This window comes from Actinotignum inguinis, from assembly GCF_051265835.1.
GTDB lineage: Bacteria > Actinomycetota > Actinomycetes > Actinomycetales > Actinomycetaceae > Actinotignum > Actinotignum timonense.
Genome location: NZ_JBOZDP010000005.1, coordinates 44,768 through 67,329, shown reverse-complemented (window position 1 = coordinate 67,329; position 22,562 = coordinate 44,768). Strand labels below are relative to the sequence as shown.

The 22,562-nt window shown below is 63.4% G+C and carries 20 protein-coding genes; 11 read left to right on the top strand and 9 right to left on the bottom strand.

Annotation, left to right across the window (positions count from 1 at the left end):
- The first annotated feature begins 29 nt into the window (after nt 1-29).
- The 5 genes from ACRQFC_RS04420 to ACRQFC_RS04400 all read left to right on the top strand — a co-directional run bounded on the left by ACRQFC_RS04420 (nt 30) and on the right by ACRQFC_RS04400 (nt 7,962).
- Complete coding sequence (locus ACRQFC_RS04420; RefSeq protein WP_407705676.1) at nt 30-1,523, top strand: CCA tRNA nucleotidyltransferase; 1,494 nt, start codon at nt 30-32, stop codon at nt 1,521-1,523.
- Nucleotides 1,520-2,818, top strand: coding sequence for an MFS transporter (locus tag ACRQFC_RS04415; protein ID WP_435730613.1), 1,299 nt, complete (start codon nt 1,520-1,522; stop codon nt 2,816-2,818). The genes ACRQFC_RS04420 and ACRQFC_RS04415 overlap by 4 nt, the downstream gene beginning before the upstream one ends.
- A gap of 158 nt (nt 2,819-2,976) precedes the next feature.
- Entirely contained in the window at nt 2,977-4,386 is a 1,410-nt protein-coding gene (locus ACRQFC_RS04410; protein ID WP_284896824.1) for an AI-2E family transporter, read from the top strand.
- 171 nt (nt 4,387-4,557) lie between these two features.
- On the top strand, nt 4,558-6,837 hold the full coding sequence (locus ACRQFC_RS04405) for a transglycosylase domain-containing protein (RefSeq protein WP_284896823.1): 2,280 nt from the start codon (nt 4,558-4,560) through the stop codon (nt 6,835-6,837).
- A 9-nt stretch (nt 6,838-6,846) separates the two neighbouring features.
- A complete protein-coding gene (locus ACRQFC_RS04400; protein WP_284896822.1) occupies nt 6,847-7,962 on the top strand; it encodes a hypothetical protein in 1,116 nt (371 codons plus the stop codon).
- Nucleotides 7,963-8,030: 68 nt separating this feature from the next.
- On the opposite strand, the gene ACRQFC_RS04395 is transcribed toward ACRQFC_RS04400, so the two are convergent.
- Nucleotides 8,031-8,702, bottom strand: coding sequence for a TetR/AcrR family transcriptional regulator (locus ACRQFC_RS04395; protein ID WP_087070175.1), 672 nt, complete (start codon nt 8,700-8,702; stop codon nt 8,031-8,033).
- Nucleotides 8,703-9,000: 298 nt separating this feature from the next.
- Here ACRQFC_RS04395 and rpsF point away from each other — a divergent pair, with 298 nt between their 5' ends.
- The 4 genes from rpsF (at nt 9,001) to rplI (ending at nt 10,789) form a co-directional block, all read left to right on the top strand.
- The gene (gene rpsF, locus ACRQFC_RS04390) at nt 9,001-9,291 is read left to right on the top strand and encodes a 30S ribosomal protein S6 (RefSeq protein ID WP_026428896.1); all 291 of its coding nucleotides are present in this window, start codon (nt 9,001-9,003) and stop codon (nt 9,289-9,291) included.
- Between the two features lie 57 nt (nt 9,292-9,348).
- A complete protein-coding gene (locus ACRQFC_RS04385; RefSeq protein WP_016442032.1) occupies nt 9,349-9,921 on the top strand; it encodes a single-stranded DNA-binding protein in 573 nt (190 codons plus the stop codon).
- A 161-nt stretch (nt 9,922-10,082) separates the two neighbouring features.
- Nucleotides 10,083-10,322, top strand: a complete 240-nt coding sequence (rpsR, locus tag ACRQFC_RS04380; RefSeq protein WP_016442031.1) for a 30S ribosomal protein S18 — start codon at nt 10,083-10,085, stop codon at nt 10,320-10,322.
- An 11-nt stretch (nt 10,323-10,333) separates the two neighbouring features.
- Complete coding sequence (rplI, locus tag ACRQFC_RS04375) at nt 10,334-10,789, top strand: 50S ribosomal protein L9 (protein WP_284896821.1); 456 nt, start codon at nt 10,334-10,336, stop codon at nt 10,787-10,789.
- A 117-nt stretch (nt 10,790-10,906) separates the two neighbouring features.
- Here rplI and ACRQFC_RS04370 read toward each other — a convergent pair whose 3' ends face one another.
- Entirely contained in the window at nt 10,907-12,277 is a 1,371-nt protein-coding gene (locus ACRQFC_RS04370; RefSeq protein WP_284896820.1) for an MATE family efflux transporter, read from the bottom strand.
- Between the two features lie 343 nt (nt 12,278-12,620).
- On the opposite strand from ACRQFC_RS04370, the gene dnaB reads away from it, so the two are divergent.
- Nucleotides 12,621-13,988, top strand: a complete 1,368-nt coding sequence (gene dnaB / locus ACRQFC_RS04365; protein ID WP_087070178.1) for a replicative DNA helicase — start codon at nt 12,621-12,623, stop codon at nt 13,986-13,988.
- A 162-nt stretch (nt 13,989-14,150) separates the two neighbouring features.
- Here the strand turns inward: dnaB and ACRQFC_RS04360 are convergent, their stop codons facing one another.
- From ACRQFC_RS04360 to ACRQFC_RS04335, 6 genes are all read right to left on the bottom strand, one after another.
- Nucleotides 14,151-15,374, bottom strand: coding sequence for a serine hydrolase domain-containing protein (locus ACRQFC_RS04360; protein ID WP_284896819.1), 1,224 nt, complete (start codon nt 15,372-15,374; stop codon nt 14,151-14,153).
- Nucleotides 15,371-16,093, bottom strand: coding sequence for an HD domain-containing protein (locus tag ACRQFC_RS04355; protein ID WP_284896818.1), 723 nt, complete (start codon nt 16,091-16,093; stop codon nt 15,371-15,373). Before ACRQFC_RS04355 ends, ACRQFC_RS04360 begins: the two co-directional genes overlap by 4 nt.
- Nucleotides 16,094-16,132: 39 nt before the next feature.
- On the bottom strand, nt 16,133-16,702 hold the full coding sequence (locus tag ACRQFC_RS04350) for a YdcF family protein (RefSeq protein WP_284896817.1): 570 nt from the start codon (nt 16,700-16,702) through the stop codon (nt 16,133-16,135).
- Between the two features lie 3 nt (nt 16,703-16,705).
- Entirely contained in the window at nt 16,706-17,509 is an 804-nt protein-coding gene (thiD, locus tag ACRQFC_RS04345) for a bifunctional hydroxymethylpyrimidine kinase/phosphomethylpyrimidine kinase (RefSeq protein WP_284896816.1), read from the bottom strand.
- A gap of 176 nt (nt 17,510-17,685) precedes the next feature.
- On the bottom strand, nt 17,686-18,525 hold the full coding sequence (locus tag ACRQFC_RS04340; RefSeq protein WP_284896815.1) for an aldo/keto reductase: 840 nt from the start codon (nt 18,523-18,525) through the stop codon (nt 17,686-17,688).
- A gap of 68 nt (nt 18,526-18,593) precedes the next feature.
- Nucleotides 18,594-19,994: an ATP-binding protein gene (locus ACRQFC_RS04335; RefSeq protein ID WP_284896814.1), complete on the bottom strand. Its 1,401-nt coding sequence runs from the start codon at nt 19,992-19,994 to the stop codon at nt 18,594-18,596.
- A gap of 292 nt (nt 19,995-20,286) precedes the next feature.
- Here ACRQFC_RS04335 and ACRQFC_RS04330 point away from each other — a divergent pair, with 292 nt between their 5' ends.
- Complete coding sequence (locus ACRQFC_RS04330; protein WP_284896813.1) at nt 20,287-21,654, top strand: alpha/beta fold hydrolase; 1,368 nt, start codon at nt 20,287-20,289, stop codon at nt 21,652-21,654.
- Nucleotides 21,655-21,758: 104 nt separating this feature from the next.
- On the opposite strand, the gene ACRQFC_RS04325 is transcribed toward ACRQFC_RS04330, so the two are convergent.
- Entirely contained in the window at nt 21,759-22,433 is a 675-nt protein-coding gene (locus ACRQFC_RS04325; protein WP_284896812.1) for a 1-acyl-sn-glycerol-3-phosphate acyltransferase, read from the bottom strand.
- Nucleotides 22,434-22,562: the final 129 nt, after the last annotated feature.

Genomic DNA, 22,562 nt, shown 5'->3' with positions numbered 1-22,562 from the left:
ACACTACAACTAACGGTCAGGGCCCCCAGATGTGGCAACCTTTAAGGGTGACCACTTCTCAACAGACTCCGAAGACTCCAACAACGGACGATATGCCTCCGGGCCAGCGCCGCGCCCTCCTGCTCCTGGCAGGCCAGCGCGCCCTGGCGAATATCCCGGCCGACATCTTGCAACTAGCTTCTATCTTCTCAGATCATGGCGAAGAATTGGCCCTCGTGGGCGGCCCGGTTCGCGATGCCTTCCTCGGCGCCCCCATTCACGACTTTGATCTAACCACCTCTGCCCGCCCGGAAACCACCGAAAAACTCCTCGCCCAGTGGGGAACCACCTGGGATATCGGGCGGGAATTTGGCACGGTGGGGGCGCGGCGCGGTGACGTCGTCGTCGAAGTAACAACGTACCGCTCCGATACGTACACCATCGGTTCGCGCAAACCCGATGTGGATTTTGGTGACAACCTCGAAGGTGACCTCACCCGGCGCGATTTCACCGTCAACGCGATGGCGGTGCGCCTGCCCAGCCTCGAACTGGTGGACCCGTGCGGCGGGGTGGATGACCTCCTCGCCGGGCAATTGCGCACGCCGGTTACCGCGGCGCAGTCCTTCGATGATGATCCGCTGCGGATCATGCGGGCGGCGCGGTTCGCCGCGCAGCTGCGTTTCGACGTGGCTCCCAATGTGCTGCGGGCCATGGCGGATTACGCCGAGCGCTTGGAGATCGTCTCCCAGGAACGCATCCGCGCCGAACTGGAACGCCTCATGACCGCGCCCGCCCCGCGCCGCGGCATTGAGCTGCTGGTGTACACCGGGGTGGCCGAGCGCGTGCTGCCCGAAGTCGCGGCGCTCACCAATACCGTGGATGCCCAGCACCGCCACAAGGACGTGTACCAGCACACCCTCCAGGTGGTCGATAACGCGATTGCGCTGGAGGATGAGGAGGTGCCCGGGCCGGATCTTATTTTGCGCCTGGCCGCGCTGTTCCACGATATCGGTAAGCCGGCCACCCGCCGTTTCGAAAGCGATGGTTCGGTCACGTTCCGCCACCACGATGTGGTGGGCGCGAAAATGACGCGCGCGCGTATGCGTGAACTGCGTTTTGATAAAACGACGACGAAAAGCGTGGCGCGGCTGGTCGAGCTGCACCTGCGGGCTTTCGGATTTGGCGAACACGACTGGACCGATAGCGCGGTGCGGCGGTTCGTGCGCGATGCCGGGGAGCTCCTCCCGCGCCTGCTGCGCCTCATCCGCGCCGATATCACCTCCCAGAACCGGCGGCGGGTGGCGCGCCTGCACGCCGCGAATGACGAACTGGAACGCCGCATTATTGAGCTGCGTGAACGCGAGGAGCTCGAGGCGGTGCGCCCCGATATTGACGGCACCCGCATTATGGAGCTGCTCGGCCTCCAGCCCGGCCCGCAGGTGGGCAAAGCCCGCCAGTACCTCCTCTCCCTGCGCCTGGACGAAGGCCCGCTGGGTGTGGAGGAAGCCGAGAAGCGCCTGCTGGAATGGTGGGACGCCCAGTGAAACTCGTTGGCGATCTGCGCTCCCTGGCCCGCTCGCGGGGCTTCCTCAAGCTGCTCTCGGTCCGGCTCGTCACCCAGTGCGGGGACGGCATGTTCCAAATCGGCCTGGCCTCGCTTTTCTTCTTCAACCCGGCCGCGAGCGCGGATGTGCACGGGGTGGCGCTGTCCCTCGTGGTGCTGCTGCTGCCCTTCTCCCTGGTGGGGCCTTTTACCGGTCCCTTTATTGACCGGTGGCGCCGCCGCCAAATCTTGGTGTACGGCAACCAGATCCGGGCCGCCCTCACGGCGGCGCTGGTGGTGACCACGCTGGCGAATATTGTGTGGCTAACCTACGTGCTGGCCCTCGTGACCCTCGGGCTCAACCGGATTCTGCTGGCGTGCATGAGCGCGGGGCTGCCGAATGTGGTGGAGTCGCGCGAGCGGCTCCTGGTGGCGAATTCTCTGGTGCCGACCCTCGGGGGTGCTTCCACCGCGCTGGGCGCGATTCTGGCGTTTTTCCTGCGGCTGGCGCTGCCCGGGGAGGAGATGCAAAAAGTGGGGGCGCTGGTGTGTGCGCTGGCGCTCTACCTGGGCGGATCGGGGGTGGCGAGCCTGCTGGGGCGCGACGAGCTAGGCCCGCATACCCGCCCGCGCGGTTCGTTCGGCACAGCGCTTCTGGCGGCGGCGCGCGACCTGGTGGCGGCGCTGCGCTACCTCATTGCCCGGCGCACCCCGGCCGCGGCCCTCACCACCATGTCCCTGCATCGTTTCGTATACGGGATGCAGCTCATCACCATCGTGCTGGCCGGCCGCAACCTCTACGCCGACCCCGCCAACGCCGACGCCGGCATCGCCTATTTCGGGATGCTGCTGGGCATGATGGTGCTCGGGCACGGGGTGTCGATTATCCTCACGCCTCTCGCCCACGAACGCATGAGCCCGAGCTGGTGGGTGGTATGCGCGCTGGTGGGCGGCACCGCCGGCCAGGCAATCATCGCGGCCACCACGAACCTGACCTGGGTGATGGCCGGGCTCTTTATTTTCGGGATTGGGGTGCAGGGCGCCAAAATCGCGGTGGATACCATCGTGCAATCCGATACCGCGGATGAGTTCCGCGGCCGCGCCTTCTCCATTTACGACGTGCTTTTCAATATTTCGGAATGCATCGCTGCCGGGGTGGCGATCCTGGTGCTGCCAACCATCGGGTGGTCGCGCGAAGTGCAGCTCGCCCTCATCGTGATGGTGTGGTGCGTGGCCGGCGCGTACGCGCTGTTCGTGCGCGCCAGCGGCGGGAGGCCCGCCCCGGTCACGCTTTAGCAACTGTTTTTTCGGTACGACGCCGCCACCGCGGCCCGCGTGCTCCTTTCCCCGCGGGGCGCGGGAATCCGTGCGAGCCGCGGAAAACTGGCAAGATAAAGACGTACACGACCCGGCGCGCATCCGCCACCGGGACTCCCACCAGGACGGAGGATCCTATGGCCGCCACTCGACCAGGTGATATTCCACGTGATCGCATTGCCCAGGCTATTAACACCCTGCCCACTCAGGTTGCGGGCTCCCGGGCGGGTAGCGATAGCGGCGGCGAGGAGAGCGCGGGAGGGGCGGCGTCGTCGGCCTTAGGGAAGGCAAGCGATACGGAACATTCCGGTGGCGGCGACCAAGGCGGCTCCGGGAATCTGGAAGCCAGCCGCGGCGCGGATTCAAGTAGCGGCGGGGATTTCGGGGTGAAGCTGCTGCACGCGGCGGCGCTCCTCACCATCGTATGCGTGGGCCTCTACCTCATTCACGATTTTGTGGGGCCGGTGTTCCTGGCCCTCACCCTGGTGCTGACGGTGCGCCCGGTGCATCGCCTGCTGCTGCGCCATCACGTGCCGCGGTGGCTGTCCGGAACGCTGACCGTCTCCATTATTGTGGTGGTGCTCCTCGCGGTGGTGGGTTTGACGGCGTGGTCGCTGGCCGGGCTGCCGCGCACCCTCATGAGCTACGAAGATAAATTCACCCAGCTCTTCCAGGACACCATGACCTGGCTGGAAAGCCTGGGGCTGAGCACCGATCAACTCAGCCAGCGCCTGGGCGACGTGCTCAATATGGACACGATTATTTCGCTGCTCAGCCAGGCATCCGGGGCGCTTATGAGCGTGGGTAGCCTCATGTTCGTGCTGGCGCTCGCGATTTTCTTCATTACTATTGACACTCTTTCCGTGCCGGCACGCGCCCATATTGTGCGTGATCACGACCCGGATCTGTATCGCGCCCTGGCCTCCTTCGAGGGGCGGGTGCGCCAATACTGGCTGGTGGCCACGCTTTTCGGGTTGCTGGTCTCCACCCTCAATTATTTCGTGATGATGTGGCTGGGGATTCCGCTGGCGCTGGCCTGGGCGCTGTGGACCTTCGTCACGAATTACATTCCGAATATTGGTTTTATCCTCGGCGTGATCCCGCCGGCGCTTATGGGGCTGGTGGATAGCGGGCCGGCTACCGCGCTGTGGATTCTGGTGATTTTCACCTTCCTCAACGTCACGATTCAGGGCGTGCTGCAGCCGAAGATCGTCGGGGATGCGGTGGGCTTGTCCACCACCGTGACCTTCCTATCGCTGTTGTTCTGGGCGGTGGTGCTCGGGCCGCTGGGAACGATCCTCGCCGTGCCGCTCACCCTGTTTGTCAAGGCGATTTTCGTGGATTCGTCCTCGCGTTCGCGCTGGGTGGAGGCTTTCCTGGTGCCCGAATCGAATGCGAAAACCCGGGCGGAACGCGGCATTTACGATCTTGATGAACCAGTGCGCGAGATCTACCGGGATTTCACCTCGCGGGATTCCGAGGTGCGGACCAAGATGCGTGACCTGCGGAAGATTTCGCGGCGTCGTAAGAAAGGGATCCGCGGGTAGCTGCGGCTACGGCGCCGCGCAACTGCGCTTCGGCGCGGGGCGGCGCGGTTCGCCGCAGGGACGGCGGGCCGCAAGCGCTGCGGGTAGCTTGGACCACGCGGGTTAGCCACGAGCGCGTGACCTGAGGCAGACTAGATACGCGGCGCGACCACGCGCCGGTAGGGAGTAACGATGGCTGGAACGCGAACGGGTCGGACACAGAAGGGGCGCGCACGCACGCAAACTGGGCGTAACGCCGCTCCCGCGGGGCGCGCCGGCGCGCGTCAGACCGAGGCACGCCGGGGCGGAACGCGGCAGGGCGGAACGCGCCGCAAGCGCTCGATATGGAATTATCCGCGCCGCGGCAAAGGGCCGATTCACCGCTGGATTCCCTCGTGGCGTTTCGTGCTCGGGCTCTTCTTCACCCTGGGCTTCGGCGGCCTGGTTGCCCTGGTGACCCTCTATATTTTCCTGCCCGTGCCCAGCCCCGATGACGTTGCGACCGCGGAAAAAACCACTCTCTACTACCGCGATGGCAGCACCCCATTGGGCAGCATGTACGAGGTGAACCGCACCCCGGTGCCTCTGGAAACCCTGCCGGATTACATAGGGAATGCGGTGGTTGCTTCCGAAGACCGCACCTTCTACTCCAATTCCGGGATTGACCTGGGTGGCATCGCGCGCGCCGTCGTTAATAATATTCGCGGCGGGGCGCGGCAGGGCGGCTCCACCCTCACCCAGCAATACGTCGAAAATTACTACCTGGGCACCACCACCGATTACATCGGCAAGGTGAAAGAAGCCGTGCTCGCGGTCAAGGTGGATCGCAATTCGTCCAAACAGGACATTCTGGAAAACTACCTCAATACCATTTACTTCGGGCGCGGAGCCTACGGGATTGAAAGCGCGGCCCAGAACTACTTTGGGATTCCCGCCGCGCAACTGAGCCTGGACCAGGCCGCGCTGCTCACCGCGGTTATTCCGGCGCCTTCCGCCTGGGATCCGGCGGTGGATCCGGAACGGGCCGCGCAGCGCTTCGACCGGGTCATTAACCGCATGCTTGAGGACGGCTATATCACCGCCGAGCAGGCCGCGGCCGCCACCATGCCCGCAACCATCGACTACGTTGCCGCCAAACAATTCAGCGGCACGAACGGGTATCTCCTGGCCGCCGCCCAGCAGGAGCTCATTGCCACGGAAAAGTTCACCGAGGACAGCCTCAACCGGGGCGGCTATACGATTGTCACCACAATTGACCCGACCATGCAGCAGGCCGCGGTCGACGTCGTCAATGCGCTCCCCAAGGACCGCCCGGAGAACAATTACGTCGGCATGCTGTCCGCGGATCCCTCCACCGGCGGTATTTACGCGATGTACGCCGGCGCGGACTACCAGGAACGCCAGCGCAATACCGTCACTCAGGATCGCGCCCAGGCCGGATCGACCTTCAAGCCTTTCGGTGCGCTCGCGGCCCTCAAGCAGGGCAAATCCATCGACGGCACCTATTACAATTCCCCCGCGGAACTAAAAATTGGCGATATCACCATCAGTAATTTCGACGACGCCAATATGGGCAATATCAATATGCGCACCGCCACCGCGAACTCGGTGAATACCTACTACGCGCAGCTCAACGAGGAAGTGGGGCCGCGCAATACCCGCGCCGCCGCGATTGAGGCCGGGATCCCGGAAACTACGCCGGGCCTGGATAATTCCCTCACGAATGTGCTCGGCTCGGCCTCGCCCACCAATAAGGAGCTCACCCAGGCGTTCGCCGGTTTCGCGAACCGCGGGGTGAGCGTGCCCTTGCATCTGGTCAGCGAGGTGCGTGACGCCCAGGGCACCGTGGTGTACCGCGCGGATACCGCCGGCAAGCGGGTGCTCGATCAGCGCGTTGCCGATAATCTCAACGAGCTGCTCCAGGAGCCCACCGGCCCGCGCGGGACCGCGGATCGGGCCGGGCGCCTCGGCTTCCAGGTGGCCGGGAAAACCGGCACCTCCACGGATCTGAAATCCGCGTGGTTCGTGGGCTACAACCCGAAGATTATTACCACGGTAAATATGTTCCAGATCGGGCCGAACGGTGAGGAAGAATCGCTGGGCGGCTGGGGTGCCTACCCGTGGGGTATCGGCGGGAACGGCTACCCGGTGGATATGTGGGTGGACTTCATGAAGGCCGTGACGGGCGAGATGGATTTGCCGAAGTTCCCCGAACCGGAACTGATTGGGGACAAGCGCCCCAGCTACCGCCCCACGCGCCCCGAACCGGTGGAAGAAGTAACGACGACGCCAGAACCGAGCGCGGAGCCTACCGAGCAGCCAGCGCCGGCCACCCAGGAGCCGGAGCCCGAACCGAGCGCAACAGTGCCCCCGGAGCTGCAGCCCACCCGGATGCCCGCCCCGCCCACGGAAACCATCCCGCTGCCCACCGAGCCGGCCGAACGCGAGCGCGTTCCCGGTGCGGTTGGTTAGGAGTGAACCATGAAGATCTATCCGTTCTGGGCGCGGGAAAGCGCCCCGGTATCTACCACCTCGGGGCCGGCCACGGTGGCGCAATGGGGCTGGTCCGCGAACTCGGAAGAGGAAGCGCACAAAGTCGCGCGGGCGCGGCTGCATCGCCTCGTTGATCGCATTGCCGAACTCGGTCATTTTCCGCGCGAACGCCAAGCTCGCGCGGAATACTACCCGGGCACCCCGCTGCGCGAAGAAATCCTGGCCGTGCTCAGCGAAACGAACGGCACCTCCACCTGCGCGATCACCCGGAACCGCTACGGAGCCGAAGTCCTCAACACCTCCGATATCCTCATCGCGGACGTGGACGTTCCCGAATTAGAAGAAGCGGTCCGCGCCCGGGGCCGCGGCCGTAATCGCTCCGGCGCCCGCGCGGCAGGCTCCAGCGCGCCCGGCTCCGGCAAGCCCGGGTTTTTCGCCCGGCTTTTCGGTTTCGGCGCGAGGAAGCAGGAGCGGCTCGCCGGCTCCGCTTTCGATCCTGCGCCGGAACCCGCCCACACACCGCAGCCCGCACCTGCTACCGCGTCGCTCGCCGGACCCGCACCTGATCCGGCTGCCATCCCGGGGCTTATCACCGAAACGGCGCCGGTGCGCCAGTACATGATCGAAGCCGAACTCATTGCCTTCGACCGCATCGAACACTTCGCGCGCCTCAATGCGGCCTGGCCGATTTTCGTTTACCGCACCTTCAAAGGCTTCCGCGTCATCGTGGCGGTCGAGGGCATCGCCGCGGACTCCGGGGAAGCGCAGATGATCCTCAACCAGCTCGGTTCCGACCCGCTCTACATGCGCCTGTGCCGGGTGTACGAATCCTACCGGGCGCGCCTGACCGCCAAACCCTGGCGAGTCGGGATGGCGGCGCCGGCCGTGCGCTGGCCCGAGTACGATGCGTCGTCGGCGCTATGCGATCCGGTTGCGCGCGAGAAAATGCAACGATGGTTGGAACAGTACGACGACGCCCGCGCCGGCCACGCCACCACGCGCTTCCTTGCTGCGTTCGGGCCCGCTCCTACCGGGCGTGCCGCGCAGGTGGTGGAGCTGCACGCGCGCGTGACCGGAGCGGAGTCCGGCCTGCCGCTTGCCTAAGTTGGGCCCGTGCCGCTTGGCCTGCTGCTGGTCTAGAGGAGGCCTCCGCCGCCGGTCTGAACGGTGACCTAGAGCTGGAGGGTGCCCGCCCACTGGTTGGCGACGGTATCGAGGTAGCCGAGGTGGTCGTCGAAGAGGCCGGCGTACCTTTCGGTCATCTCCAGGGTGATGGTTCCCACCAGTTCCGTCCATGCGCGAATCACGGAGACGATGAGGCCGTCGGGCAGTTCGCCCAGTTCCGCGTCGAGGGAACCGAAAGTCATGCGGATCCGCCACAGGTCCACCCCGAGCGCGCGGGTTTCCGGGCCGGTCAGGGCCTTATTACGCCCGCCTTTCGCGATGCGAGCCAATTCGAGGGGCACGCGCAGGGCGGCGGCCGTGGTCATTTCCGGATTGGAAAAATCAATAGCGCTGGCACCGTAAATAAGGGAAAAGCGGTTCGGGTAATCGAGGGCCCAGGTGTGGGCGGCGCGCCAGGCTGCCACCCAGCGTTCCCGCCCCGATATTTTCTGGTCCGCCGCCCGGCGCATCGCCCCGGCCAGGTCGCGGTAGGATTCGGCCGCCAGGGCGGTGAGGAGTTCTTCGCGGGAGCGCACGTGGCGGTAGGGAGCACCCGGGGAAAGCTCAAGGGAGCGAGCAATCGCGCGCATGGAAAGCTGTTCGGCACCGGCGCGGTCAAGCTGCGCGCGGGCCGCATCCAGCAGCTTTTCCCGCGTGGTGGGTGCTTCACCTTCACTCATAGCCCGCTCCTATGCTTGTGCCCGGTAGGCCGCCTCAATCGCGGTGGAGCGACCTGGGAGCGACCTAGAGAAAGTCTACCGGTCACCTCCCGGTTTCGGCCGGGATTCTCACGGAAATACGGGCGAAAAGGCGTGGGCCGCTCCATATTTAACCATCTGGAAAACAGTGCCGGCACCGGCTAGACTGAGGGACTGACCTATCTGTTCGCGGGCGCAAGCATACGAACAGGCGGGTCAACGCATAACCCTTCTGCCGCGGACGGACCGCGGCCGTTTAGACCAGAGGAGGTGGGTAGACATGCGTGAATACGAGATGATGATCATCCTTTCTCCGAACGTTGACGAACGTAATCTGTCGACCAACGTTCAGAAGCTGCTCCAGGTTGTCCCCAATGAGGGCGGCGAACTGGAAAAGGTCGATATTTGGGGCCGCCGGAAGCTTGCTTATGACATTAACAAGCACTCGGAAGGCATTTACGTCGTCGTCGATATGAAGGCGACTCCCGCAACCGCAAGCGAACTTGACCGCCAGCTCAGCCTCAATGAGGATGTGCTCCGCATCAAGCTCCTGCGTCGCGACGAAAAGTAAACGTACCACCAGCGTAAGAACCGAATCTGAGAAAACAACGGGGTAAAAGGAGCGATTATGGCAAACGAACCGGTCATTACGATCGTCGGTAACCTCACCGCCGATCCGGAAATGCGTTTCACGTCAGGTGGTGTGGCGGTCGCGAGCTTCACGGTTGCTTCCACCCCGCGCAAGCGCAATGCCCAAACTGACCAGTGGGAAGATGGCGAGCCAATGTTCGTGCGGTGCTCGGCGTGGCGTGACTACGCGGAGAATGTCGCCGAATCGCTGTCCAAGGGCATGCGCGTGCTGGTGACGGGCCGGCTCACGGTCAATCGTTACCAGACCCAGAACGGGGAACAGCGCGAAGGTCTGGAACTTCAGGTCGATGAAATTGGGCCCTCGCTGCGTTACGCGAAGGCTCAGGTTACCAAAACCAGCGGCGGCGGTAATTACAACCGCGGCAACCAGGGTGGCTACGGCCAGAACCCGGGTGGTCAGGGCGCGCCAAGCGGCCAGGGCGGGCAGGGCTCCTACGGGGGTCAGGCCAGCTACAACGCTCCGCAGGGCGGCTCGGCTTACGATCCGTGGAGCCAGCAGCCGCAAGCCCCGCAGGGCGGTTCCGCTTTCGACGATATGCCCCCGTTCTAAATTTTCGGCTAGATTTCCGTTCTAGATTTTCGGGATTACGCACACACCCATAAGTGACATTTTGGCTCGGGCTGCCGCCCCGCAGCGCGCCGCGCACTGTAACGCGCGGGATTCGCGGGAATTGCGCTAGGCACGAGTCGCAGCAACATTAGGAGAAAACTATGGCGAAGGGACATCTTCGCAAGCCGTTGAAGCGGAAGACCGCTCCGGTGAAGGCCATCAAGGTCGGCAATATTGACTACAAGGACACCGCTACGCTGCGCAAGTTCATTTCGGACCGCGGCAAGATCCGCGCCCGCCGCGTGACCGGTGTCAACGTTCAGGAGCAGCGCAAGATCGCCAAGGCGATTAAGAACGCCCGTGAGATGGCTCTGCTTCCCTACTCGAGCAACGCTCGCTAAGGAGGCACATAATGAAGCTCATTCTTACGCACGACGTCGAACGCCTCGGCACCGCCGGTGATGTTGTCACCGTCAAGGACGGCTACGGCCGTAACTACCTGCTGCCGCGCGGCTACGCCACTCCGTGGACCAAGGGCGCCCAGAAGCAGATCGACCAGATGGCCGAAGCGCGCCGCAAGCGCTCCATCACCGATCTGGAAGCCGCGCACGCGCTGCGCGATGCGCTCAACGAAGCCGTGGTGCAGGTGAAGAAGGCCGCCGGTGAAAACGGCCGCCTCTTCGGCGCGGTGACCTCCAAGGACATCGCCGAAGCCGCCACCGAAACCGTGGGCAAGCCGGTGGACAAGCGTTGGATCACGCTTGCCTCCCCGATCAAGTCCCTGGGCAGCTACACCGCTAAGGTGCGGGTGCATGAGGATGTCACGGCATCCCTCCAGGTGGATGTGCTGCGCGCAGCCAAGAAGTAATAGCTGATAGCTAGCGCATCAGCACGCGAAGGCGGGGGAGAATCTTTATGGTCTCCCCCGCCTTTGTGCTGCCCGCGCTAGCTGCGGGGGTGCCGCGCTAGCTGCGGGGGTGCCGCGCTAGCTCCCCAGCTGCACCCATTTTTCCCCGCGTACCCGCAGGTACATGGGCAGCGCCCGGGCGCTCATACACACCCCGGCATAGCCGATCCACAGCCAGATGAATCCCGTCTGCCCGGACGTCCATTCCAGCAGCCCGAGCACCATCGGCCCGTACAGGGCGAGGGGGATAAACATCATCCACGCGAGGGTTTTAAGATCGCCCGCGCCAATGAGCACGCCGTCGAGAATAAAAGCCACCGAGGCGATGGGGAAAAATACCGCAATGACGAGGAGGCCCCAGAAAGCCAGCCAGCGCACGTCCCCCGCGGTGCTCATGATGCGCACGATCAGCGGCGAGGTCAGAACTGTAGCCGCGCCCAGCACCGCGCCGACGCTCATGCCGCGGCTCAGGCAGCGCCCGAGCACTGTTCGCAGGCGTGATTCGTCGCCGGCGCCGGAGGCTTGGCCCACGAGGATTTGCGCGGCCATGGCGAGGGCGTCCAGCCCGTAGGAAGCGAAATTCCAGATGGTCATGGTGATTTGGTTCGCTGCCAGCGCTTCGGTGCCGAGTTGGGTCGCCCCGGTAATTTGCAGCAGGATCAGCACGCGCAGCACCGCGGAACGCACGATGAGGGGAACGGAATCGTGGAGGGCGCGTAGCACCCCCACTCCACGCGGAGCGAGCGGCGCGTGGTGCTCGCGCGCATGATGTACGACGACGCCGGTAAGGACTACGCCCATGACCGTCTGCGCCGCCGCCGTACCTATTCCGGCGCCCGCCAGGCCCAGCCCGGCGGGGTAGATGAAAACGAAGTTGAGGGGGATATTGACGAGTGCCCCGAGCACCGAAACTTTGAAGGGTGTGGTGGTGTTCCCGAGCCCGCGCAGGGTTCCGGTGGCGGCTAGGACCACGAGCATGCCGGGGAGTCCCGCGGCGGAGAAACGCAGGTAGCGTGCACCTTCGGTGATAACGACTCCCTCGGCGCCGAAAAGCGCGAGGATCTGGGGTGCCCAGATGGCTAAGATCGCTCCGAGTAGCACGCCCAGTGTTCCGGCTAGCCACAGGCCGTCCATGCCTTGGGAGAGGGCGGCTTTCATGCGCCCGGCTCCCACGTAGCGGGCGGTGGCGGACGTGGTGGCGTAGGCGAGGAAAATGCACAGCCCCACGAGGGTGGTGAGGATGGTGGAGGCGAGGGCGAGGCCGGCGAGCGGCCCGGTGCCCAGATGGCCGACCATCACGGTATCCGTGGCGACGAGGAGTGGCTCGGCCAGCAGGGAGCCGAGGGAGGGCAGGGCCAGGCGCGCGATCTCGCGGTCAATGGCGTGCTTGGTGGTGGGGGTGTTTCGGTTCCCAACGGGACCGTCAGGATGTTTCTCGGGTGTCGTCACGTCCGCTAGCTTAGCCGAGTCGTACCCGGGCGAGCCTACTTGAGGAAAGCCTCAACGTGAGTGACGTCACGTAGTTAAGATGTGGAGAACTTTCCCGCAGAATATCCACAGTTGTGGACAAACTTGGGGACGGGATGGCGGGGATTTCCCCCACTCCATCCACAGCTGTGGATGAATCTGGGCATAAATGGTGAACAATCCCCAAGCTATCCACAGTTTGTCCACTGGTTATGCACGGATCCGCCGGCGTGTTTACACATCCGCACAGGAGAATTAACTTGAAATTCACCTCGTAAACGCGTTACGAAAGCCAGTGGAGATCTATCGCCGAGAAAGGGAAGCTATGTCCGTCGTCAATAACGGTGCGAAGATGCAGGGGTCATCTTTCGAACGTACTCCTCCCCAAAACCTCTCGGCGGAACAATCTGTTTTGGGTGGAATGCTGCTCTCCAAAGATGCCATTGCCGATGTGGTGACGGTGCTGACCGCCGATGATTTTTACCATCCCTCAAACGCCACGGTCTTCACGGTCATCCTGGAGCTTTTCGGGCGCGGGGAGCCGGCCGATGCCATTACCGTGGGTGCGGAGCTGAAGAAACGCGGGGATCTTGAGCGGATCGGCGGACTGCCATATCTGCACACCCTGGTTGCTTCGGTGCCCACGGCTGCGAATGCCGGTTATTACGCGAATATTGTGCGCGAACAATCCCAGCTGCGCGGCTTGGTGGAAGTGGGTACCCGCATCGCCCAGCTCGGCTACACCACGGACGGCGCGGATGTTATGGGCCTCATTAATATGGCCCAATCGGAGGTGTTTTCCCTCGGGCAGTCGCGTGAGGCTACGGATTACGCCACGATGGCGGAAATCGTTCCTGGGCTTTTGGATGAGCTGGAGAAGAACGCGGAACGCGCGGGCAAATTAGAGGGCGTGGCCACCGGGTTTATTGACCTGGACGCCAAACTCAACGGCCTGCGTGCCGGCCAGATGATTATTGTGGCGGCCCGCCCGGGCGCTGGTAAGTCCACTCTTGCGATGGATTTTTGCCGGCAGGCAGCCATCCATGATCAGCAACCGGTGGTCTACTTCTCCTTGGAAATGAACCGCACGGAGCTGTCTATGCGTTTGCTCGCTGCTGAAGCGGGAGTTTTCCAAGACCGCATGATTAAAGGTGAGATGACGCAGCAGGATTGGGACAGAGTCGCTGGCGCCGTCGAACGTATTTCTACCGCGCCGCTTATTGTGGATGACTCGCCGAATCTCACCCTGCCGGAAATTCGCGCGAAATCGCGGCGTCTCAAGCAGCAGCACGATATTCAGATGATTGTGATCGACTACCTCCAGCTCTTGGCTTCGGCCGGGAAGGTTCCCGAATCGCGCCAGCAGGAAGTCTCGGAGTTTTCGCGTTCGATTAAGTTGCTCGCTAAGGAATTGGAAATTCCTATTATTGCGGTGGCGCAGCTCAACCGTGATTCGGAAAAGCGTAATGACAAGCGCCCCCAGGTGGCTGACCTGCGTGAATCAGGTTCGCTGGAGCAGGATGCCGACGTCGTCCTTCTTATCCACCGCGATGATATGTACCATCAGGATTCGGAGAAGGCCGGCCTGGCGGAAGTCATTATTGGCAAGCAGCGTTCCGGGCCTACCGGCACCGTAGAAGTGGCCTTCCAGGGCCATTACGCGCGTTTCGCGAACCTCGCGGATAACAACTAAACGCCGAAGAACTGCGGGGGTGGGCTGAACCGCGGGGGTGCGCTGCCGATATGCAACGCACCCCCGCGTAAAAATACTATTTTCTATCGCCGGCATTTTACCGCCGGGCCCTACAGCCGGGCTCTAACGCCGGCGCTCTACCATCAGCATTCCGCCGTGGCTTTACGCCAACTCAAGGCTGTCCCGCACCGCGGCCAGCAGCCGGCAGACGCGCGCCTGCGGGAGCGGCTCGGAGGAGAGCTGGTTCTCCACGTAGGAGAAGGAGATGCCGGTACCCGGATCCGCGAAGGAAAGGCAGCCGCCGCGCCCGTTGTGCCCGAAGCTGCCGCGGGAGAGCATGGGTTCGCGCTGGCTGCCCAGCTGGAAGACCAGCCCGTAGCGGGAGGTCGAATCGCACAGGACTTCGTCGAAGCCTTCGGCGCGGGTGGCCGAGACCGCGGTAATAAGCTCGGCGTCGTAGCGCGCATAGCGCCCATCGCAGAACATCGCGTAGAGGGTCGCCAAGGAGAGCGCATCGGCATGCCCGTTGATAGATGGCATTTCCGCATCGAGGAAATGCGGGTCGGTAATGGCCGAATCGGTATCCTTCGGGGATTGGTAGGCGTAGGAGGTTGTGGAGTTCGGGTCGGCCTGGGCCTGGCGCAGCGCCCCGCCCCAGCCTTGGGTGCGCGGGCCCCAGAAATGCTTGGCGATGCGCGAGCGCTCGGATTCGGGGCAGCCGATCCACACGGAAAGGTTGAGGGGTGCGCGGAAGTTTTCTTCCAGGTAGTGCTTGGGGGTGAGGCCGGAAACTCGCCGTACCAGCTCCCCGGCCAGATAGCCCATGGAGAGCGCGTGGTAGCCGTGTTTGGTGCCCGGCTCCCAGCGCGGGGCCTGGGCGGCGAGCTCGGAGGTAATAAGATCCCAGTCGAAGAGCGCGCTCGCGGGCAGAATATGGTCAAAACCGGGCAGGCCGGCGGAGTGGCTGGCCAGCTGGCTCACCCGAATATCTTCCTTGCCATTGGCGGCAAATTCGGGCCAGTACTCGGCCACGCGCGCGTCCGGATCAATGAGCCCGCGCGCCACGCAGTCCGCGAAGCAAATCCCGGTCAGGCCCTTCGTTTGCGAGAAAATAAGCTGCACCGCGTTATCCGGGTAGGGCGTACGCTCGTTAATAGGGTCTTCAACGACGGCGCCGTCGGCCACGCCACCCCCGGTATTTGCACCGGCGGGCGGGTTCCAGCCCCCGTAAATATTGACCACGGGTTCGCCGTGCCAGAGCACCGCGATTTGCCCGCCGCGATCCTGGTTGGTGGCGATGGAGGCGGCGAAAGCGTCGACCACCCGTGCGAATTCCGGGGCGTAGGAGCCGCGGATGGAATCGCGCGCCTGCGTGAATGTTGTCATGGATTCCTCCTTGAGTGCGCCGAGGGTACGGACTCTCCCTCGGCAAGGTCCATATACGGGTGCGCGCTGGCTAGCTGCTCACGCATCCGGGAAAAGTAATACTCCTGAAATTCCAGCGCTTCAATCCACAGGCGTTGCGCACTGCGGGTGGCGCAGTGGTAGTAGCGTTCGCGCCCCAGGCGCGCCAGGTATCCGTCAATAAAATCGAGTTGTTCGGGCAGCGGCATGGCGTCCATATTGTGATACAGCAGGGTGTCATGGATGCGGTAGACGCTGAAACGGTCCACGTTATCGCAGTCCCCGACCGACCTCGCGAGCACGCTGGCCTCCGCCGGGTATTCGCGCTGGCCGCGGTATTCGGGGGAATCTTCCGGATATTCGCTGCGGCCATCGGTATGCATGGCGATGCCTTGGCAAATCTCCACAACCTCCGCTTCCGGCATGCCCAGGCTTTCCAAAAAGGGGCGCACGATACGCGCGCCGGCCCGCCCGTGATCTACCGGCCGCGCGGAATCAAATTTCCCGATGTCATGCAGGAGGCAGGCAATTTCGAGGGTATCTACCGCCAGACCTTCAGACATCGCGACCCCGCGCCCGATGGCCGCGACCCGTAAACAGTGTTCATAGCGGTAGCGGCGGGCGCGTGCGCTGGCCGGGGCGCCTTCCAGGTGCTCGCGCAGGAACGCGAGGGCGGGGCGCAGGTACGGATTCGTTGTCACGTTTCTATTGTGGCACGCCACGCGGACTCCCTTCCGTACTTAAGTGTTACGACGACGCCGCTTACGCACCCGGCGCGCCACTACCCGCGCCAGGTAAATCCCCACCGCGCCTAATTCCCAGACGAGGGCTTTCGGGGTGGTGGCCGGCGCGAGGCTGGCCCCGCGCATAACCGGGGTGAATTCGAATTTCACCGCGAAGTACCGGGCCCGCGGTACGTGCTGCCAGGAGGTCACGATAACCGCGGCGATGGTGCCATCCGGGAGCAGGCCGGGAACCGGATCGCGCTCGCGGAGCAGCGCGGCGCAATCGCCCATATTTTCTTCGGTGGTGCGCGAGTGGCTTTCCGCGATGAGCGCGCTGCGCGGTACCCCGCGGGCGGCGAGCCAAGCGGCCATAACTTGGGCTTCACTGGGCACGCCGGGTGAGGCTCGCCCGCCCGAGCAGATGAAAGCGGGGCGTGCGCCGCGCGAACGCGCGTAACGGTATTCGGCCAGCGCCCGCGCGAGGCGGCGTTTCAAACTCCCGCTAGGCAGGTAACCCAGGCGGGTGTGCACGATCCGGCCGCCCAGCACAATAATGACCGGGACGGCCGGATCGATGCCGGGCATGGCCTAGTCCTGATCCCGGTAAGCGCCCTGCCACACGGTGGCGAAGGGGGTATTGGCTTCCACGCGGGCCTTGATGCCGGCGGTCACCATATCCTTGGCGCGCTGCACGGCTTCGTGGATCTCCACGCCCTTGGCCAGTTCCGCGGTGATGGCGGCGGCCAGGGTACAACCAGCCCCCGAGACGCGTTCTTCACCGATCTTCGGGGCGCGGTAAACAGTAGCCTTTTCGCCATCCCAGAGCACATCCACGGCATCCGGGCCGGGGAAATCAATCCCGCCCTTGACCACCACGTTCTTCGGGCCGAGCTCACCGATGCGCTTGGCGGCTTCGATGAGGTCCTCCTCAGTTTCCAGGGCATCCAGCCTGGAGAGGGTACGAGCCTCAAAATTATTCGGGGTGGTGACGGTGGCGAAGGGGAGGATCTTGGTGCGCAGCGCATTATCGGTATCCAGCGCCTGGCCCGGTTCCTGACCCTTGCAGATGAGAACCGGATCCACCACCACATTGTCCCATTCCTGGGAAGCGAGCCCGGCGCGCACCGCCTCAATGGTATCCGGGTGGCCGAGCATGCCGACCTTCGCGGTGCGAATATTCTGGGAGCGCAGCGCGGCTTCCATCTGGGCGCTAATCACTTCCGGAGGGACGGGCACGAAGCGATGGTTCCAGTTATTCTTCGGGTCGAAGGACACGATACACGTGAGCGTGCCCATGCCGTACACCCCGAGCTGCTGGAAGGTCTTCAAATCAACTTGGAATCCAGCACCGCCGGTAGCTTCAGACCCGGCGATGGTGTATGCAAAATACATTCCGCTCCTTTTCCTTACGGGTTCCTGGCACGGTGACGTTCACCTGATATTGCGCCCCGATCCACCGGGGCGTGACCTGCCTTTCACCACTTCTATGCTAGCGAAGGGCTACGACATATTTTTTGGACGTTTTATGCGCTGGACACCAAAGCACCGCCATTAGCCCAGCTCAACCGCTATTCCCCGTTGCGCCGGAAGGTATCGGGATGGCGGCCGGTGCGTCCGGCTTCTAAACGATCCATATTGTCGATCTCCTCCGCTTCTTCTTTGAGAAGAGTGAAATCGAGGCAGGCCAGGTTTTCAGCCAGGTGCGCGGTGGAGGACGCCCCGGGGAACACGATCCGCCCGCGCGAGAGGTGCCAGAGCAATACCAGTTGGGCAACGGTGCATCCCTTAGCGGCCGCCAGCTCGGCAAGCACGGCGTCGTCGTTCACAGCGCCGCGCGCTAGCGGCGCCCACGCTTCCACGCGAATCCAGGCGTCGGTGCAGTACTGCGTGACCTCGGCGTTCTGGAAATAGGGGTGCGCTTCGATTTGATTGACCGCGGGTTGGATCTGCGCGGCGAAACGCAGCGCCTCGAGGTGGTGACGCTCGAAATTGGACACGCCAATTGCGCGGGCGCGCCCGTCGGCCACGAATTCCTCCATGACCTGGTACGCCTCCACGTAATCGCCGCTGAGCATGGGCCAGTGAATGAGGAAAAGATCAACGTAATCGGTGCCCAGATCCGCGAGCGAGCGCGCGAACGTTTCCCGCACGGCGCGCGGGGCGTGGTGGGGATTATCGAGTTTCGTGACGAGGAAAATATCTTCGCGATCCACGCTGGATTCCGCGATTGCCCGGCCCACCGCGGCTTCGTTGCCGTACATTTGCGCGGTGTCGATATGCCGGTAGCCCATGGCGAGCGCCTCGCGCACGGCCCGGCGCGCGGTGGCCTCGTCCATGCGGTAGGTGCCGATGCCCAGTTGCGGAATCCAGTGGCCGGAATTGAGGGGAAGAAGCGGGATTGTTGCCATGGCTCTATTCTTGCAGAAGGTACGACGGCGCAGCTGTGGCACGTGCGCGTGTGGCCATGCAGGTGGCTCTACAGCAGTTCCCAGGTAGCATGTGGGTCGCGCGGGGATTTGCCATTCCAGCGGAGCACGCCGGCATCGCGCAGCAGGTTGAGGTGGCGGAGCACGGTGGGGCGGGCAAGGTCCACAAGCTCGGTGATTTGCCCGGTTCCCAGCGGCTGTTGGGCCAGGCGCAGGGCGTCGAGAATCGCGCGGCCGCTCGGCCCGATCTGCCGCATGATTTCTTCTGGAATTGCGTTGCTGGCCAGCAGGGTGAGGTGTACGGCCTCGGATAATTGCACGTAAAGCGGTTCGGCCAGCCCGGCCCGGCGGGTTTCTTCGAAAATACGCCGGATGCCTTCGCCCAGCTCCTGAGTGATACCCATATCGAAGAAAACTCGGGCAATGCGCGGATTGCGGGCCTTGCGGCCAATTTTTTCCGGATGGGAAATATCAACCAGACCGGGAAAACGCCCGGGGCTGGTGAATTCAATCCGGTTCGGAAAAATCTCCACTCGAATATGGTCGCCCGCGATTCCATAGGAACGGTGGACCACGGCATTGACCAGGCCTTCCAGCCACGCCTCACGCGGAATAATCGGCACATCGGCAAATGTGCCCGCATCGGTGAGTCGGCGGTGCCCCGGCAGGAATTCTTCAATAATGCGGCTGGCTTCCGCAATTTGCTGCGGGAGGGAGCCACCTATCCGAATATCTTTCCCGGCTTCTACGTTCTGAAAACGCCCGGTACCGCGCTCATTATCGGAATATTTGACCACCCGCACGTAGGCGTTCGGAAAAACCTGCTGCGGATTTTTTGCGAAAAGAAGGTAGCCGGCTACTCGCAGTTGACCATCACGATCAATGAGGTCGCGGGCGCGTAGCGCATTGGTTCCCGAGGATGAGCTGAGGAGGGCGCGGTATTCCTCAAGCTGTTCCGCGTCTAGATCGTCTAGTTGTCCGTCGGGTGCCGGAGCGCCGTCAAAACCAATAAATCCGCGATCCCACTCAAGTTCTTGGCGTTGCCGGAAAGTAAGTTTACGTGTTTCATCCCCGATACGTTGGAAACAATCACCCTTATTAGTTTCGTGAACATCGCGGCTAGGAGGAACGCTTAGGAGCATTATCCACCCGCCCTCGATAGCTATGTCATCAATAACAATCCGGACCCGCGGATTAGTAAAGTCGATAGCTGCCTGCCGGATCGCATTCGCGGCTTTATCGGAAACCGGTGCCGGGGATCCGTTATGAAGACCGACGGCGATAACGCCGCCCTCCGCATTCGCCATGCCGACGATATCCTCCGCAAGGTCCTTGGGTTGAATGGATCCGCTTTTTCGTTCGTACCACTGGTCTTCTGGCAAACGAAGGAGCTCTTCCACGGCTTCATGAACCGGAAGAGTGAGAAGGCTTTCCACGCTACGCTGCAGCATGCATCTACTCTAACATTGTTAGAGTAGCTTTAGAGTAGCTTCGGGAGACCTCGAGAAAACGTTGCTATGGCGCGGATTTCTACTCTCACACCGGATGTTAGAGTACTTTAGAGTAGATGTGAGAGTAGCGCGAATAGTTACTGGGAAGCCGCCCGGCGCCGGATGGCTCAGAGCGAGTCGATGGCATTTTTGGCGGTGACCAAATCCGCGCCGGTGCGCTCGCGGCCCCGCAGAAATGAGAGCTACCGTACAGCCGGCGAGAACGGCCCCTCGCTCGGGTAATCTTCACGGTATGAGCGCGGTTACCTATCGTTTTCAGGGTTATACATTCATCGAGCACCGCATCCAGGTGCCCCTTGATTACTTTGGTGCGTTCACTCAGCTGGCCCCGGACGATACCATCGCCCACGTTCCCGCTACCATCACGGTTTTCGCGCGGGAAATTGTGCGGGCCGGCCGCGAGGACGCGCCGCGTCTGGTGTATCTGGAAGGCGGGCCGGGCCACGCGGCACCGCGCCCGGCGGGGCTGAGCGGCTGGCAGGATCTGCTGCTCAACCACTATCGCCTCGTTCTGCTCGACGAACGCGGCACCGGCAATTCGTATCCGCTCGATTCCCTCACCATTACCGCGGCCGGCAGTCCCGCCGCCCAGGCCGCGCTACTCTCCTGTTTCCGCCAGGATTCTATTGTGAACGACGCCGAACACCTGCGCCGCCACCTCCAAGGCGATGAACCGTGGAGCGTGCTGGGGCAAAGTTTCGGGGGTTTTGCCGCGGTATCCTATCTCTCCCACGCGCCCGCGGGGCTGCGCGAAGTCATGATCACCGGCGGGCTGCCCAGTTTGGATAGCGGCCCGCAAGCCGTATACCGGCAGACCTTCCCGCGCCTGGCCGCCCGGCACCGCGCCTATTTCGAGCGCTACCCGAATGATGAGGACACCGCCTGGTATATCGCCACTCACCTGGCGGACGTGGAAGAAATCCTGCCCACCGGGGAGCGCCTCACCCCGGCGCGATTCCGCCAGCTCGGCCAGCGCCTCGGCTTCACCTACGGCTTCGAGCAGCTCCACTACCTGCTCGAAGACCCGGTCTGGTCCTTCCGCGGGCAACGCCGGCTGCGCCCCGCCTTCCTCCAGCGGGTGGGCGAAGCGGTATCCGCCGCGCGCGCCCCGCTCTATTTCGCGCTCCAAGAAGCCATATATGCGCAATCGGGCACCGGCCCGCTGGCCTGGGCCGCGCACCGGGTACGCGGAGAATTCCCCGAATTTGCTATCCCCGCGCTCGCGATGGGCGGGGTCGGTGAAACTGATCTGCGCAAGGAGGGGCTGGGCTTCCGCTTCTCCGGGGAGAGCGTTTTCCCCTGGCAATTCGAGCAGGATCCGGCGCTGCTCCCGCTGCGCGGGGCAGCTAATGAGCTGGCCTTCCGCACCTCCTGGCATGATCTGTATCGCCCGGATGTGCTGGGCGGCAACCAGGTGCCGGTGGCCGCGTGGATTTTCCGCGAGGATATGTACGTGCCGGCCGATCTCTCCCTGGAAACCGCCGGGCGCATCCGCGGCCTGACCGCGCTGGTCAGCGATGATTACCAGCACGATGCGCTGGGCCGCGATCCGCATACCGTGATTAACGCGCTGCTCGAGGCCGTGCATCGGGAGCGGTAAGCGGTAGCCCCGGTGGCGCGGGGCGCGTTAAAGCGGTAGCCCGGGCGCGCGGCCCGCTCGCACGGGCGGCCGCTCACGCCGCGCCACCGCGGTAGCCGCGGCCGCTACTCGGTAATCCCCACCCCGCCGGTTTCCCGATTCATGCGAATCGCAAAAGCACGCGCTTCATCCAGGTCGATGCCGTCGAGGAGGTGGGCGCGGGCGGCGGCGTCGTCCTCAGCGCGCAAACGCGGCACCGAGCGCTTGAAGCCATTCCTCCCCACAAAATCGCGGTAAAACTCGCGCAGAATATCCATATCCGCCTCGATGTCGCCGGAAAGGTAGAGGTGCTTCCACCACCCGTAAGTTTTGGTGCGCGAATCAATAAAGCCGAGGGTGATGGGCAAGCGTCCGGCCAGGCCCATGCGGTAAAAGCCGGATTTCCAGTACTGAACGTCCTTTCGGGTGCCTTCCGGGGCGAGCGCCACGCAGAATTCCTCGCTGCGTTCGGCCTGCTCCAGCAGCGACCCCACGATTCCGCTGGGGTGGTTGCGATCCACCGAAATTCCGCCGACGGCGCGCACGATCGCCCCCAGCACCGGGGCCTGCACCAGCGAATTTTTGACTAGGAATTTCATGGAGCGCCCGTAGCTCCAAAACGCGACAATATCGTAAATACCATCCCAATTAGAGGAATGCGGGGCGCCGATGAGGATCGTTTTTGGCGCGATGGGTTCGTGCACAAAGGTCCAACGGGAGCAGGCGCGGAAAATGCGCGCGGCGGCGCTACGGAATGCCATGGGGGTCCTTTCGCGGAGGGTGGCGTCTGGCCGGTATTGTACCCGCTTCTTGCGCAGGGCTTTTAAGTACGACGACGCAGCACCGGCCCGCGCGCCATCTGGCAACGCGGGCGCGGTGGCCACGGCGCC